At 71.2% G+C, this 14,837-nt stretch carries 12 protein-coding genes; 4 read left to right on the top strand and 8 right to left on the bottom strand.

Translation table 11 applies throughout. From position 1 onward, the window contains the following. The first annotated feature begins 11 nt into the window (after positions 1-11). On the top strand, positions 12-1,244 hold the full coding sequence (locus tag AB0316_RS03110; RefSeq protein ID WP_366270371.1) for an MFS transporter: 1,233 nt from the start codon (positions 12-14) through the stop codon (positions 1,242-1,244). 101 nt (positions 1,245-1,345) lie between these two features. On the opposite strand, the gene AB0316_RS03115 is transcribed toward AB0316_RS03110, so the two are convergent. The 5 genes from AB0316_RS03115 to AB0316_RS03135 form a co-directional block, all read right to left on the bottom strand. After that, complete coding sequence (locus AB0316_RS03115; RefSeq protein WP_366270372.1) at positions 1,346-2,671, bottom strand: sugar ABC transporter permease; 1,326 nt, start codon at positions 2,669-2,671, stop codon at positions 1,346-1,348. Beyond that, positions 2,668-3,483 carry an ATP-binding cassette domain-containing protein gene (locus AB0316_RS03120; RefSeq protein ID WP_366270374.1) on the bottom strand — a complete coding sequence of 272 codons (816 nt, stop codon included), beginning with the start codon at positions 3,481-3,483 and terminating at the stop codon, positions 2,668-2,670. The genes AB0316_RS03115 and AB0316_RS03120 overlap by 4 nt, the downstream gene beginning before the upstream one ends. A 38-nt stretch (positions 3,484-3,521) precedes the next feature. Further along, positions 3,522-4,616: a sugar ABC transporter substrate-binding protein gene (locus AB0316_RS03125; RefSeq protein WP_366270376.1), complete on the bottom strand. Its 1,095-nt coding sequence runs from the start codon at positions 4,614-4,616 to the stop codon at positions 3,522-3,524. Positions 4,617-4,714: 98 nt separating this feature from the next. Beyond that, positions 4,715-5,911, bottom strand: coding sequence for an ROK family transcriptional regulator (locus AB0316_RS03130; protein ID WP_366270378.1), 1,197 nt, complete (start codon positions 5,909-5,911; stop codon positions 4,715-4,717). Positions 5,912-5,984: 73 nt separating this feature from the next. Next, a complete protein-coding gene (locus AB0316_RS03135) occupies positions 5,985-7,631 on the bottom strand; it encodes an FAD-binding dehydrogenase (protein ID WP_366270380.1) in 1,647 nt (548 codons plus the stop codon). Positions 7,632-7,882: 251 nt separating this feature from the next. Here AB0316_RS03135 and AB0316_RS03140 point away from each other — a divergent pair, with 251 nt between their 5' ends. Next, positions 7,883-9,976 (top strand): hypothetical protein, encoded by a 2,094-nt coding sequence (locus tag AB0316_RS03140; RefSeq protein ID WP_366270381.1) that lies wholly within the window; start codon positions 7,883-7,885, stop codon positions 9,974-9,976. Positions 9,977-10,313: 337 nt separating this feature from the next. Here AB0316_RS03140 and AB0316_RS03145 read toward each other — a convergent pair whose 3' ends face one another. Beyond that, the gene (locus AB0316_RS03145) at positions 10,314-10,712 is read right to left on the bottom strand and encodes a helix-turn-helix transcriptional regulator (RefSeq protein WP_366270383.1); all 399 of its coding nucleotides are present in this window, start codon (positions 10,710-10,712) and stop codon (positions 10,314-10,316) included. A gap of 243 nt (positions 10,713-10,955) precedes the next feature. Between AB0316_RS03145 and AB0316_RS03150 the strand changes: the two genes are divergently transcribed. Beyond that, positions 10,956-11,972: an ATP-binding cassette domain-containing protein gene (locus tag AB0316_RS03150; RefSeq protein WP_366270385.1), complete on the top strand. Its 1,017-nt coding sequence runs from the start codon at positions 10,956-10,958 to the stop codon at positions 11,970-11,972. After that, on the top strand, positions 11,969-12,829 hold the full coding sequence (locus tag AB0316_RS03155) for an ABC transporter permease (protein ID WP_366270386.1): 861 nt from the start codon (positions 11,969-11,971) through the stop codon (positions 12,827-12,829). Before AB0316_RS03150 ends, AB0316_RS03155 begins: the two co-directional genes overlap by 4 nt. A 115-nt stretch (positions 12,830-12,944) precedes the next feature. Here AB0316_RS03155 and AB0316_RS03160 read toward each other — a convergent pair whose 3' ends face one another. Together AB0316_RS03160 and AB0316_RS03165 are read right to left on the bottom strand one after the other, a co-directional pair. After that, positions 12,945-13,877 (bottom strand): carbohydrate ABC transporter permease, encoded by a 933-nt coding sequence (locus AB0316_RS03160; RefSeq protein ID WP_366270387.1) that lies wholly within the window; start codon positions 13,875-13,877, stop codon positions 12,945-12,947. Then, positions 13,874-14,779: a sugar ABC transporter permease gene (locus AB0316_RS03165; protein ID WP_366270388.1), complete on the bottom strand. Its 906-nt coding sequence runs from the start codon at positions 14,777-14,779 to the stop codon at positions 13,874-13,876. Before AB0316_RS03165 ends, AB0316_RS03160 begins: the two co-directional genes overlap by 4 nt. Positions 14,780-14,837 lie beyond the last annotated feature (58 nt).

Below are 14,837 nucleotides of genomic sequence, written 5' to 3' on the forward strand. Positions count from 1 at the left end.
GTGTCACTCGCATGCCACTCGGTCTCATCGCCCTGGCCCTCGGGGGCTTCGGCATCGGGCTCACGGAGTTCGTCATCGCCGGCCTGCTCAGCACCGTCGCCACCGACATGGGGGTCACGATCCCGGTCGCCGGCTACCTCGTCAGCGGCTACGCGCTCGCCGTCGTCGTCGGCGCCCTCGCCCTGACGCCCGTGCTCTCGGCCTGGCGCCCCAAGCGGGCCCTGCTGGCGCTCATGGTGCTCTTCGTCGCCGGGAACGCGCTCTCCACGCTCGCCTCCGGCTATGGCCTGCTCCTCGCCGGCCGTGTGGTGGCAGCCCTGGCGCACGGCGCCTTCTTCGGCATCGGCTCCGTCGTGGCGGCGTCGCTCGTGCCCGTCGACCGCAAGGCCGGCGCCATCTCGATCATGTTCGGCGGGCTCACCCTCGCCAACGTCCTCGGCGTCCCGCTCGGGACCTTCGTCGGGCAGCAGTGGGGCTGGCGCGCCACCTTCGCGATCATCGCCGTCGTCGGCGTGGTCGCCTTCGCGGGCATCGCCGCGCTCGTCCCGGGCGAGGCGAGCCGGCCGGCGCCGGCGGCAGGACGGGCGCTCGGCCTGCGTGCCGAGCTCGCAGCCTTCCGCAACCGGCAGGTCTGGTTCTCCCTCACGATGACCGTCCTCGTCTTCGGCGGCATGTTCGGGGCCTTCATGTACGTCGAGCCGCTCCTGACCCGGGTCACCGGCTTCGGCGAGTCGGCGGTGCCGTGGCTGCTCGTGCTCTTCGGTGTCGGCCTCTTCGCCGGCAACCTGCTCGGCGGACGCTGGGCCGATCGTGCCCTGGCTCGCACCCTCACCTCGCTCACGCTGGCCCTGGCGATCTCGCTCGTCGCCTTCGCGCTGCTCGCGGGCAGCCGGCTCGGGGCCGCCGCGATGCTGCTCGCGATGGGCTTCTTCGGCTTCGCGACCGTGCCGGGCCTGCAGATGCGGGTCCTCGGCCACGCCTCCGGTGCCCCGACGATGGCCTCCTCGGCCAACATCGCCGCCTTCAACGTCGGCAACTTCCTCGGCGTCTGGGTCTCGGGCCTGACGATCGCGGCCGGCCTGGGCTGGACGTCGCCCCTGTGGGTCGGCGCGGGATTCGCAACACTGGGGCTCACGGTGCTGCTCTGGGCCGGGGCGGCCGGTCGTGGCGACCGGGCCGGTACCTCCGCGGGGGACCACGGACCGCTCGAGCCGGCCGCGGCCGTCGACGCGCCGGCAGCCTGAGCCCTCCCCACCCCCGGACTCACGCGACCCCGGCAGCCGAGTGGCTGCCGGGGTCGTGGTCTCGGTCGGGGGAGCGGCCCGGCCGGGTCTGGGGCTACGCCTCAGGCGCGACCGTGGGCGGCGCGGCTGCGGCGGCTCAGGGCGTCGACCGTGACGGCGAGCAGCAGCACGGCGCCGGTGATCATGTAGCGCTCGGGCGAGCCGAGGTTGATCAGGGCCAGCCCGTTGCTGATCGACTGGATGACGAGGATTCCGAGCAGCGCGGCATACGCCGAGCCGCGACCGCCGAAGAGGCTCGTCCCGCCGATGACGGCGGCCGCGATCGCGTTGAGGTTGGTGTCCGCGCCACCGCTGCTCTGGTTGGCGGCCGCGAGCCGGGCCGCCGCGAAGATGCCGCCGAGTGCAGCGAAGGTCGAGCACAGCGCGAACACGGAGAGGTAGACGCGCTTGACGTGGATGCCGGCGCGGCGGGCCGCCTCGACGTTGCCGCCGACGGCCATGACGGAGCGGCCCCACCGGGTGCGGCGGATCGCGAAGTCCATGACGACGACGAGCAGCAGGAAGACGAGGAACATCACGGAGACGCCGCGGTCCTGGTTGAGCACGACGATCGGCACGACGAGGAAGAGCGCGAGGAAGGCGGCCCGGGCGGCGAGCATCCCGACCGGGGTCGTCGAGAGCCCGGCGGCGTCACGGCGGGCGTTGGCCCGCAGACGGGTGGCCACGTAGACCGCGACGGCGACGAGCGCGAGGAGGTAGGCGACCACCGGCGGCAGGAAGGTCTGCTGCGCGAACTTCACGAGCCCGGACTCGAAGGGCAGGTTGATCGAGCCCTCGGCACCGAGGACCTTCAGCTGGAGGCCGAGGAAGCCGAGCAGGCCGGCGAGGGTGATGACGAAGCTCGGCACGCCGAAGCGGGTGTAGATCGCGCCGTAGGCCAGGCCGATGACCGCGGACACCACGAGGGCCGCCAGCAGGGCCAGCGGGACCGGCCAGCCCTGATTGACCGTGCCGACGGCGACGATGGCCGCCGCGAGGCCGCTGACCGAGCCGACCGACAGGTCGATCTCACCGAGCAGCAGCACGAGCACGATACCGATGGCGATGGTGCCGATGGCGGCGCTCTGCAGCGTCAGGTTGACGAGGTTGCGCGGCGAGAGGAACGCGTCGTTGAGGCCCTGGAAGACGGCCCAGATGATGACGAGGCCGATGACGACGGGCAGGGCGCCGAGGTCGCCGCTGCGCAGCCGGGCGAAGAAGGCCCGGACCGCGCCGCCGACACCGCCGGCGTCGGCGATGAGCCGCTCGTCCTGCAGGTCGGCGGGGAGCGCCGAGGTCGCTGCGGTCGGGTCTGTCGTCTCGCGCAGGGCGAGCGCCTCGTGCGGGGCCGGGGTCTCGCGGGTGGGTTCGGGCGTGGTGGTGCTCACTGCTGCTCCTCGCTGGGGGTCCGCCGCGAGGCGCGCTCGGACACGGCGTTGGTCGTGGCGCCGGTGATGGCGGCGATGATCTCCTGGGCGCTGGTCCGGCTGACGTCGAAGGTGCCGTTGTTGCGGCCCAGGCGCAGCACCGTGACGCGGTCGGCCACCGCCATGACGTCGCTCATGTTGTGGCTGATGAGGATGACGCCGTGGCCGTTCTCGCGCAGGCGCTCGACGAGGTTGAGCACCTCGGCCGTCTGGGCGACGCCGAGCGCGGCGGTGGGCTCGTCGAGCATGACGACCTTCGGGTCGCCGAGCAGCGAGCGCGCGATGGCGACGGTCTGGCGCTGGCCGCCCGAGAGGCTCGCGACCGGAATGCGCACCGAGGGGATGCGCGCGGACAGCTGACGGAGCAGGCGCCAGGACTCCCGCTCCATCGTCACCTCGTCGAGGGCACGCCCCCGGTGCAGCTCCCGGCCGAGGAAGAGGTTGCCGACGACGTCGAGGTTGTCGCACAGGGCGAGGTCCTGGAACACCGTCGCGATGCCGAGCCGTTGGGCCTCGGCCGGCGAGCTCACGCTCGCCGGCCGGCCGTCGAACTCGATGGTCCCCGCGTCGGGGGTGTAGACACCGGCGATCGTCTTGACCAGCGTCGACTTGCCCGCACCGTTGTCACCGACGAGGGCCACGACCTCGCCGGGTCGCACGTCGAAGTCGATGCTGGTCAGGGCCTGCACGGCACCGAAGCGCTTGGAGATGCCCCGCAGCGAGAGCACGGCCGTCTGCGTCGGTGCGGGTGGCGGTGAGGTGGTTGCGGTCATGTCCGTCCTTCGGGTGGTCGTGCGGTCGCCGGGACTCGTCAGCTGATGCCGGCGGAGGAGCAGGCCGCAGCGAATGAGCCGGAGCAGATGTCGGCGGTCTTGTAGATGCCGTCCTTGACGACCGTGTCCTTGATCTTGTCCTTGGTCACGGCGATCGGGTCGAGGATGGTCGCGGCGATGCCCTTGAAGTCCGAGGTCTTCTGCGGCGTCTGCTTGTTCGCCAGCGCGAGCGCTGCCTTGGCGGCCGCCTCGGCCTCGGGCTTGATCGGCTTGTAGATCGTCATGGCCTGGTCGCCGGCGAGGATCCGCTGGATGGCGGCGAGCTCGGAGTCCTGACCCGTGACGGGCGGGAGCGGGTTGACGCCGCCACCCTTGAGGGCTGCGATGGCGCCGCCGGCCGTGCCGTCGTTGGCGGCGTAGACGCCGACGAGGTTGCCCTTGACCGCGGAGATCTGGCCCTCCATCCACGACTGGGCCTTGTCCGGGCTCCAGTCGGGGGTGTCGTACTCCGCGGCGATCTTGAAGCCGCTGCCGTCGAGGACGCTGTGCGCGCCGGACTTGAAGTCGGCGGCGTTCGGGTCGGTGGGCGAGCCGTTGATCATGACGAGGTCACCGCTCGTCTTGCCGCCCTTCTTGACGAGGTCGACGAGCGTCTGGGCCTGGATCTTGCCGACGGTGGCGTTGTCGAAGGAGACGTAGTAGTCGGCGCCTTCGATGAAGCGGTCGTAGGCCACGACCGGGACGCCGCTGCCCTTGGCGCTCGCGACGACGGAGGCGGCGGCCTTGCCGTCGACCGGGTCGAGCACGAGGACGTTGGCGCCCTGCGTCAGTGCGGCTTCCGCCTGCTGCTGCTGCTTGCCGGCGTCCTGGTCGGCGTTGCTGTAGATGACCGTGCAGTCCGCGCAGGAGGCCTTGACGGCCGCCTCGAAGAGCGGGCGGTCGAAGGTCTCGTAGCGCGTGGTCTTCGACTCGGGCAGCAGCAGGGCGATCTTCTTGCCGCCGGACGCCGCGCCGCCCGTGGACCCTGAGCCCGACGAGGCGTCGGCGTTGTTGCTCCCGCAGGCGGCGAGCGAGGTGATGCCCAGGCCGGCCGCGAGGGCGATGCCGGCGAGGCGGGTGGAGCGAGCACGCATGGTCTGGAACTCCCTTGTTCAGGCGCCGGCAACCTCGGTGGTGCAGGCCGTATCACCGGAGTAAAGAGCGTGGAAAGCCTTGACGTCAAGCCTTGAATTCAAGAAGTGGACGTAATTGTGACCAAGAGCCCCTCGGCGGCCGCGTGCGCCGTCTCGGCGGCGACGATGGCGCCGACGACATCGGCATCGGTGTGCAGCTGCGACTGCTCGATGGTCAGGGACGCCACCGCGCTCGGGATCGCGCTGCGCTCGAGGGCGCGGCGCATCGGCTCGACGATGAGCTCACCCACCTCGGACAGCTGGCCGCCGAGCACGACCATCTCGGGGTTGAGCAGGTTGACGAGCCCCGCCAGGGCCACCCCGAGGTGGCGTCCCGCGTCGTCGAGCACGCGCCGGCAGCCCGCGTCGCCCTCGATGGCCCGGGCGATGATGTCGCGCAGGGTCAGACGACCGTGCGAGCCCGCCAGGGCCTCGCTCAGGGCCAACGAGCCGACGAAGGTCTCGAGGCACCCCCGGTTGCCGCAGCGGCAGATCGGGCCGTGCTCGTCGATGGTCAGGTGGCCGATCTCGCCGGCCGTGCCCGCACTGCCGCGGAAGACGTCGCCGGCCACGACGAGGCCGGCTCCGACGCCGTAGGACAGCTTGATGTAGGCGCCGACCTGCACGCCCTGCAGCGCCCCGCACCGGAGCTCGCCGAGGGCTCCGAGGTTCGCGGTGTTGTCCACCGAGACGGGAGCGCCGAGCCGGCCCCGGATCTCCTCGGCGACGTCGACGCCGCGCCATCCGGGCAGGATGCTCTCCGAGCCGACCTGGCCCGTGACGCTGTCGACCGGTGCGGGCACGCCGACGCCGACCGCCTTGACGTCGGACATCGCCTTGCCCGACTTCTCGACGAGGTCGTAGACGAGCCGGGTGGCCCGCTCGATGCCCTCGTCGGCGTTGTGGCTGGCGGGCAGCGGCATCCGCTGCCGACCGACGACGTCGCGGGGGCCGGTGGCAAGCGCGACGCGTACGTCCCTGTCGCCGAAGGCGATCCCCGCCAGCAGCGTGTTGCCGGTCGCGAGCGAGACGAGTACGGCGCGGCGGCCGTTGCGGATGCTCGGCGCAAGCTCGACCGCGCCGGCGCCGTCGAGGTCCTTGACCATGTTGGACACGGTGGCGGGGCTGAGGCCGGTGGACCCGGCGATCTCCACCTGGGTCATCGCGCCCTGCTCGCGCAGCGCCTCGAGCACGCGCAGCCGGTTGGCCTCGCGCAGGGAGGCCTGCGAGCCGGGAGCGGCGTGCACTGGGTTCACGGGGTAAAGATAAGGGTCGCGGTCGGGCGACGGGAAGCGCCGTCCGCCGACCGGCACCCGCGGGGCTGGCAGGTCACAGGGCCGCCGCCACCGCGCGCCCGGCAGTCCGGCCGCTGAAGAGGCACCCGCCGAGGAACGTGCCCTCGAGTGAGTTGTAGCCGTGCATGCCGCCGCCACCGAAGCCGCTCACCTCGCCGGCTGCGTAGACACCGGGCAGCGGCTCGCCGCCGGCTGTCAGCACGCGCCCTGCCAGGTCGGTCTCGAGGCCGCCGAGCGTCTTGCGCGTCAGGATGTTGAGGCGCACCGCGATGAGCGGACCCGCAGCCGGGTCGAGCAGCCGGTGCGGACGCGCGACACGGATCAGCTTGTCGCCCAGGTAGTTCCGGGCACCACGGATCGCCGTCACCTGGGCGTCCTTGCTGAACTCGTTGTCGACCTCGTTGTCACGGGCGACGACGGTGCCCCGCAGCGACTCGACGTCGATGAGGCCCTCGCCGGTCAGCTCGTTCATGCCGCGGACGAGCTCGTCCAGCGAGTCGGCGACGACGAAGTCCTCACCGTGGCGCTCGAACGCCTCGACCGGCGCGGGTGCGCCGCTGCGCGCGCGACCCAGCACCTGGCGTACGTCCTTGCCGGTGAGGTCGGGGTTCTGCTCCGAGCCCGAGAGGGCGAACTCCTTCTCGATGATCCGCTGCGTGAGCACGAACCACGAGTAGTCGTGCCCCGTCGAGAGGATGTGGCGCAGCGTGCCCAGGGTGTCGAAGCCCGGGAAGCACGGCGCCGGCAGGCGTCGTCCTCGGGCATCCAGCCACAGGGACGAGGGCCCGGGCAGGATCCGGATGCCGTGGTTGTCCCAGACGGGGTCCCAGTTGCGCAGCCCCTCGGTGTAGTGCCACATCCGGTCCGGGTTGATGACCCGCCCGCCGGCGGACTGCGTGATCTCGAGCATGCGGCCGTCGACGTGGGCGGGAACGCCCGCGACCATCCGCGCCGGTGGGGGTCCGAGCCGCTCCGGCCAGGCCCGGCGCACCAGGTCGTGGTTGCCGCCGATCCCACCGCTCGTCACGAGGACCGCCTGCGCGGTGATCTCGAAGTCCCCCACCTCCGTGCGGCTGCTCGGCCGGCCCCGGGCTGCGCCGTCGCGCTCGAGGACGCGACCGCGTACGCCCGTGACCGCCCCCGCGGTCACGATGAGCTCGTCGACGCGGTGCCGGAAGGCGAGCGTGACGCGGCCGCTCGCCACGGCCGCGCGGACCCGCCGCTCGAACGGCTCGACGACGCCGGGACCGGTGCCCCAGGTGATGTGGAAGCGCGGCACGGAGTTGCCGTGGCCGTCGGCGCGTCCGTCGCCGCGCTCGGCCCACCCGACGACGGGGAAGAGCCGCAGCCCCTGCTGGCGCAGCCACCACCGCTTCTCGCCGGCGGCGAAGTGGAGGTACGCCTCCGCCCACCGCCGGGGCCAGCGGTCCTCCTCGCGGTCGAACTGGGCGCTGCCCATCCAGTCCTGCGTCGCGAGCTCGAGGCTGTCGCGGATGCCGAGCCGGCGCTGCTCGGGGCTGTCGACGAGGAAGAGCCCGCCGAAGCTCCACCAGGCCTGGCCGCCCAGCGACTGCTCGCCCTCCTGCTCGACGAGCACCACCCGCTTGCCCCGGTCGGCCAGCTCAGCGGTGGCGACGAGCCCGGCCAGGCCGGCTCCCACGACGACGACGTCGGCTTCCATGGGCGAAGCATGCCAGTCCCCGCCCGATGTGCACGCTTGGGCGGTGAACGCGTGTGCGATTCCTGTGACAACGCCGTGACCACGGTGGGAGAGTGCCTGTGCAAGGCCGAGAGACCCGGCGCCGAGGGCCTCGACAACTGTGTTCGTCCATCTCTGCCCGCCCCCGGCCACCGACCCTGCGCCGACCGTCCCACGGATCCTCCCGGTGAGGGCCATGCCCCGGACGGGCTCCACCTCTCGAAGGGGAGCTCATGGCTGGTTCACGCAGGTCGCGCATCGTGCGCATCAGCACCATCTCCGTGCCGATCCTGGCCCTGGCAGCCCTCGGGCTGCCGGCCACGCAGGCACAGGCCGGGGCGGCCGCCTCGGCCCGCCTCATCGGCACGTCCGCCGCCGCGACCGGGGCCTTCACCCCGTCCGGCAGCAACGACGCCACCCAGGTCGAGTTCCCGGGGGAACCCGACGACGCCGAGGGAGGCCCCGCGCCCTACCCCGGCACCATCACCGACCGCAGCCTCTCCGGCGGCCACGGCAGCAGCCACAGCATCTCGGCCCGGAGCGGCCCCAAGGCGAAGTCGAACCCGCAGCTCGGGACGTCCTTCGAGGGGCTCAACCTCTTCCAGCAGCGGTATGCCCGCGGCGGGAACCAGTTCACGGTCGAGCCGCCCGACCAGGCCCTCTGCGTCGGCAACGGCTACGTCCTCGAGGCCGTCAACGACGTGCTCAACGTCTTCGACAAGCAGGGGAACTCGGTCCTGCCCGACAACACGGCCACGAACGTCGTCAGCGGCCACCCGACCGACGTCAACCACGCGGTCGACCTCAACTCCTTCTTCGGCTACGCCCCGGCGATCAACCGGGCGACCGGCGTGCGGGCCCAGAACATCACCGACCCGGTCTGCCTCTACGACGCGGCGACGCAGCGCTTCTTCGTCGCGGTGCTCACGCTGGAGAGCCGCCCGAACGGGTCCCTGACCCAGCAGAACCACATCGACATCGCAGTGAGCCGCACGGCCGACCCGCGGGGCTCGTGGAACATCTTCACGTTCGACGTCACCAACGACGGCACGAACACCGGTGGCGTCAACCCCGGCCCGTACCTCGGGGACTACCCCCACATCGGCGCCGACGCCAACGGCATCTACATCACGACGAACGCCTACCCCTGGAACGCCAACGGCTTCGCGGGCGCCCAGATCTACGCCCTGTCCAAGGCGCAGCTGGCGGCCGGGGCGCAGAACGTGACCATGGCCCACCTCGACACCTCGGGCAGGGTCCCGGTGCCGAGCGACGCCGGCAGCACGCAGCCCGGCTTCACGGTGTGGCCCGCGCAGTCGCCCGGCACCGGCTCGTTCGAGACGGCAGCGGGTGGCACGGAGTACTTCATGTCGTCCAACGCTGCCGACGAGGCCACGCACCCCGTCGCAGGCACGGGTGGGGACTACACGTCCAGCCAGGTCGTCGTCTGGGCGCTGACCAACACCTCGTCGCTCAACACGTCGTCGCCCGCCCTCTCGCTGAGCAACCGGGTGCTGGCGTCCGAGCTGTATGCCATCCCGCCGAGGGCGAAGCAGCCCGGTGCGGGGACGGCTCCGACCATCGCGACACCGCAGGGACACTGCATCAACGACACGACGACTCCGACGATCGCGGGCGTCGGCTGCTGGAGGCTGCTTTTCAACGGCGAGCCGGCTCATGACGAGGTGGTGTCGACGCCCGACTCCAACGACACCCGCATGCAGCAGGTCATGTACGCCAACGGCAAGCTGTGGGGTGCCCTCGACACGGCGATCAACCCCGACGGCGGCGCCCAGCGCGCCGGCATCGCGTGGTTCATCGTCAAGCCGTCGGTCTCGGGCGGGTCGCTCTCGGCGACGATGGCCATGAACGGCTACCTCGGCCACGCCGGGATGGACCTGACCTACCCGGCCATCGGCGTCACGCCCAGCGGCCGCGGAGTCATGGCGTTCAGCTACACCGGCGACACGGCATACCCGAGCTCCGGCTACACGGCGATCGACGCGCTGGTCGGCACCGGGCCCGTCTCGACGGCGGCGGCCGGCATGGCGGCGGACGACGGGTTCACCAGCTACAAGGCCCAGATCGGCAACCCCCCGCGCACCCGGTGGGGTGACTACAGCGCCGCAGCGGTCGACGGGAACTCGGTGTGGATCGCCAGCGAGTACGTCGCCCACGCGTGCGACTACGCCACCTGGGGCGGCCGGTTCTTCGGCGCGAGCACGGGCGACAACAAGCTCGGCACGTGCGCACCCTCGCCGGGGGCTGCCGGACCGCGCACCGCGCTCGGCAACTGGTCGACCCGCGTGAGCCAGGTGACTCCGTGACCCTGTGACTCGGTGACCCCTGAACAGGGTTCCCGTGGGGCTCCCTGTGAGATGACGCGCCTTCGTGGGTAGGGGCGCAGCAGCGCCACCGCCTGGCTTCAGCAAAGTGGCACAGGCGGTGGCGCGCTCATCCTCTCCCGCCCGAGGCGCAGGAGCAAGGCCGCGTCGACCCCACTCGCTCGCCGGGCTGCATGAGCGCGGCACTGCATGAGCGGGGCGCGGCCGGGTATTCGCACGGTGGCGTCCCGGCGACGGGCGAGGGGCTCGATCGCCGGGACGCCACTACCTGCTCGGACGTGCCCGGACGTCCCCGGACGTGCTCGGACCCGCCGGTGGCTCAGGCCGCGAGCAGCGCCGGCCCGTCGCCGGCACGCGGGGTCTCGACCGGGGCCGTGATGCTCGATCCGACCCGGGACGTGAGGTCGAGGACGCGGCCGCCCGCCGTGGCGGCACCCGCCGGAGCGGCCAGCTCGGTCAGCTCGCGGTGGGCGGCGCCGACCAGGCCGGTGATGCTGGAGCCCAGGGCTATGCAGACGGCCTCGAGCACCTCGGAGGACGGCTCCTTGAGGCCGCGCTCGACCTCGGACAGGTAGGCGATGGAGATGCCGGCGCGCCCGGCGACGTCGGCCAGGGTGCGGCCCCGGCGTGTGCGCAGTCGCCGGAGCAGGCGGCCGTAGACCTCGCGCAGCAGCGGGGCGGGGCCGGCCGGCTGCGGGCTGGTGGCGATCTGGGTCATGGCCGTCTCCGATCGGTCGCGGTGGGTCCGTCCAGCGTCGCACGCGGCCGTCGTCGTGGGGTGCGCGCGCGAGCCGAGGGCGTACGCCGTGAGCGAAGTCCCGTTGTCTGCCTGCATGGGCTGGTCGTTGAGAAGAAAAATGTTGACGGTGTGTACTTGTGACCCGCACGCTGTCGGTGGAGGCGCCTATCGTCGTCTCAATCGCAGCTCACACCCGCGACCCACCACACCGGGGGACCCCTCATGACCATCACCACCGAGGCGCGCAGCCGGCGCCACCACTTCACCGGACCGGCCATCGAGGCCGAGCACCTGGTCAAACGCTTCGACGACATGACGGCCGTCGACGACGTCAGCCTCTCCGTCCCGCAGGGCACCGTGCTCGGGCTGCTCGGGCCCAACGGCGCGGGCAAGACCACCACGGTCCGCATGATGACGACCCTCACCACCCCGACCAGCGGCACGGCTCGGGTGGCGGGGCACGACGTCATCACCGACCCGGAGGCGGTTCGGCTCAGCATGGGCCTGACCGGCCAGGCGGCCACCGTCGACGAGATGCTGACGGGCCGCGAGAACCTCCGGCTCATCGGCTCGCTCTACGGCCTCGGCCGCGCCGACGTGCGCCGGCTCTCCGACGAGCTGCTCGAGCGGTTCTCGCTCACCGAGTCGGGCAACAAGGTCGTCAAGGAGTACAGCGGCGGCATGCGGCGCCGGCTCGACCTCGCCGTCAGCCTCATCGCCGCACCGCCGGTCCTCTTCCTCGACGAACCCACGACGGGCCTCGACCCGCGCAGCCGCGTCGAGCTGTGGGAGGTGCTGCGAGGCCTCGTCACCGACGGCACGACGCTGCTGCTGACGACGCAGTACCTCGAGGAGGCCGACCATCTCGCCGACCGCATCGTCGTCATCGACCACGGCCGCGTCATCGCCGAGGGCACGGCGCTCGAGCTGAAGGACCAGTCGGGACAGGCCGCGATCGTGCTGACCGTCTCGCACGCCGAGCAGCTCGAGGAGGCCCGCGCGCTGCTCGCCTCGCACGTCTCGGAGGTGCACGTCGACCCCGCGGCCCGCCAGCTGACCGCCCCGGCCGACGGCCTGTCCGACATGACCCGCGTCGCCGCGGTCTTCGACCGCAGCGAGATCGTCCTCGACGATCTCGGCCTCAAGCGGCCGAGCCTCGACGACGTCTTCCTCAGCCTGACCGGCCACCGCGCCGAGCAGGAGTCCGACCCCACCGACCAGCAGGGGGAGCCCCGATGACCGAGGCATCCGTCACCGCCACGACCACCACCCGCGAGGTCGCCACCGCCGCGCCGACCTTCCAGCCGCCGGGGCTGCTGCGTCAGGTGCAGATGATGGTGTGGCGCAACCTCAAGCACACCCGCCGCCAGCCCGAGATGCTCACCGACGTCACCATCCAGCCGATCATGTTCGTGCTGCTCTTCGCGTTCGTCTTCGGCGGCTCGATCCGCACCGACAGCGGCTCCTACCGCGAGTGGCTGCTGCCCGGCATCATGGCCCAGACGATGGCCTTCGCCTCGTTCATCGTCGCGAGCGGCCTCAACATGGACCTCGACAAGGGCGTCATCGACCGGTTCCGGTCCCTGCCGATCTCGCGCGGTTCGGTGCTCATCGGCCGCAGCGTCTACGCGCTGATCCACTCGAGCATCGGCGTCTTCGTCATGTCGATGACGGGGTTGGCGATCGGCTGGCGCATCCGAAACGGCTTCGGCAACGCCGTGCTCGCCTTCGCGCTGCTGCTGCTCTTCGGCTTCGCGATGATCTGGTTCGGCATCCTCATCGGGTCCTCGATGCGCTCGGTCGAGGCCGTCAACGGGCTGATGTTCACCACGATCTTCCCGGTCACCTTCCTGGCCAACACGTTCGCGCCCACCGAGGCGATGACCCCGTGGCTGCGCTCCATCGCGGAGTGGAACCCGATCAGCGCCCTCGTGCAGGCGATGCGCGAGCTCTGGGGCAACGTGCCGCCGGCCCCGCCGAGCGCGTCGTGGCCGCTGCAGCACGCCGTCCTCGTCTCGGTCGGCTGGTCGCTGCTCATCACCGCCGTCGTCGCGCCCCTGGCCATCAGGGCCTACGTGCGGCGCACGGCCGGCTGACGGGCGGCGCGCACGCGCCGAGCCCCCACCGAGCCACCCGCATACGCGCGAACGGCGCGACCCCGTGCGGGGCCGCGCCGTTCGCGCTCGGTCTGACGAGAAGGGCGTCACCGACCTACTTGACGGAGCCGCTCATCAGGCCGCCGATGAAGTAGCGGCCGAGGAGGATGTAGACCAGCAGCGTCGGCAGGGACGCCAGCAGGACGCCTGCCATGATCGAGGGGTAGTCGGGGTTCTGGCCACCAGCGAGCTCGTTCAGCGCATACGTCACCGGGCCGTTGTTGCGGTTGGTGAGGAACAGCGCGAAGAGGAAGTCGTTCCAGGCCGAGGTGAACTGCCAGATCATCGTCACGACGAAGCCCGGGATCGAGATCGGCAGGACCACCGAGCGGAACGTCCGCATCAGCCCCGCACCGTCGACCTTGGCCGCCTCGAGGATCTCGGTGGGCAGCGCCGTCGCGTAGTAGTTGCGGAAGATCAGCGAGCAGATCGGGATGCCGAAGATGAGGTGGACGGCGATGAGCTTGACGATGCCGTCGAACCACGAGAAGCCCGGCGTCGCCTGGACGTCGAGGAGCATGCCCTGCAGCGGGATCATCACGGCCTGGTAGGGGATGAACATCCCGAAGAGGAAGAGGGTGAAGACGATCGTCGCCCCCGGGAAGCGCCACTTGCTGAAGACGAAGCCGTTGACCGAGCCGAGCAGCGCCGAGAGCACGGCCACCGACGTGGCCAGGATCAGCGACCGGAAGAGCGGCGGCGACAGCGAGGTCCACGCCGCCTTCCACCCCTCGACCGACAGCGAGGTCGGCAGCGTCCACGCCTGGCTCGCCGTGACGTCGGCGCTGCGCTTGAGGCTCGTCACGACGAGCACGTAGAGGGGCAGCAGGATCAGCAGCAGGAAGAGGATGAGCAGGGCGTAGCGCACGGTGCGCCCGACGGCGGTCCCCTCGGTGCCCGGCGCCTTGCCGGTGCTGACGCGCGTCGGGATCGGCTCGCCGCCCATGGCCGCACCGGTCGGCACGACCTCGTTCGTCGTGGCGGTCATCCGCGCGTCTCCTTCTCGGTCTTGTTCGTGTAGACGAGATACGGCACGACGACGATGGCGACGAGCACCAGCAGGATCGTGGCGTTGGCCGCGGCCGCCGTCGGGTTGTTCTGCTGGAACATCTGCGTCCACATCATCGTCGCGGGCACCGACGCCTTGTAGGAGTTCTGCCCGGCGATCGCGTAGATGAGGTCGAACATCTTCATCGACATGTGGCCCACGATGATCAGGGCCGACAGCGCGATCGGCGACAGCTGCGGGAAGAGCACGTGCCGGTAGATCTGGAACTCGCTCGCGCCGTCGATGCGGGCGGCCTCGCGCTGGTCCTCGCTGATCCCGCGGAAGCCGGCGAGGAACAGCGCCATGACGTAGCCGGAGAGCTGCCAGATCGCGGGCAGTGCCATCGCTGCCATCGAGAACGCGCTCGGCGACTGCCACCAGCCGCTCTGGAAGCGTTCGAGGCCGAGCATCGCGAGGAGCTGGTTGAGGCCGACGGCCTGGTCGCCCTTGCCGGGCGAGAGCAGCCAGCGCCACACGATGCCGGCTGCGATGAACGAGATCGCCATGGGCAGCAGGTAGACCGAGCGGAAGATGCCCTCGGCGTTGACACCCTTCTCGAGCAGCACCGCCCACAGCAGGCCGAAGACCATGGTGCCGGCGACGAAGACGACCGTCAGCACGAGCAGGTTGAAGAGGGCGTGCTGGTAGTCGTCACTGCCGAGCAGCTTGGTGTAGTTCTCCAGGCCTCCGGGGTTGGTGACCCGCTTGGAGGCACGGGTGACCGTCCGGTCGAGCGAGGTGGAGATGTTCCGGAAGATGAGCCAGTAGACGAAGATCCCGATCAGGATGATCGAGGGCAGCACGAGGAGGAACCCCGGGAGCCAGTCCTTGGCCTTGCGCATGGTGGTCCTGTTCGAGAGCGGGTGGAAGGTGCCGTATGCCGCCGGGCGGGCCCAGCGG

Source organism: Terrabacter sp. NPDC080008 (assembly GCF_040702505.1).
Taxonomy (GTDB): domain Bacteria; phylum Actinomycetota; class Actinomycetes; order Actinomycetales; family Dermatophilaceae; genus Terrabacter.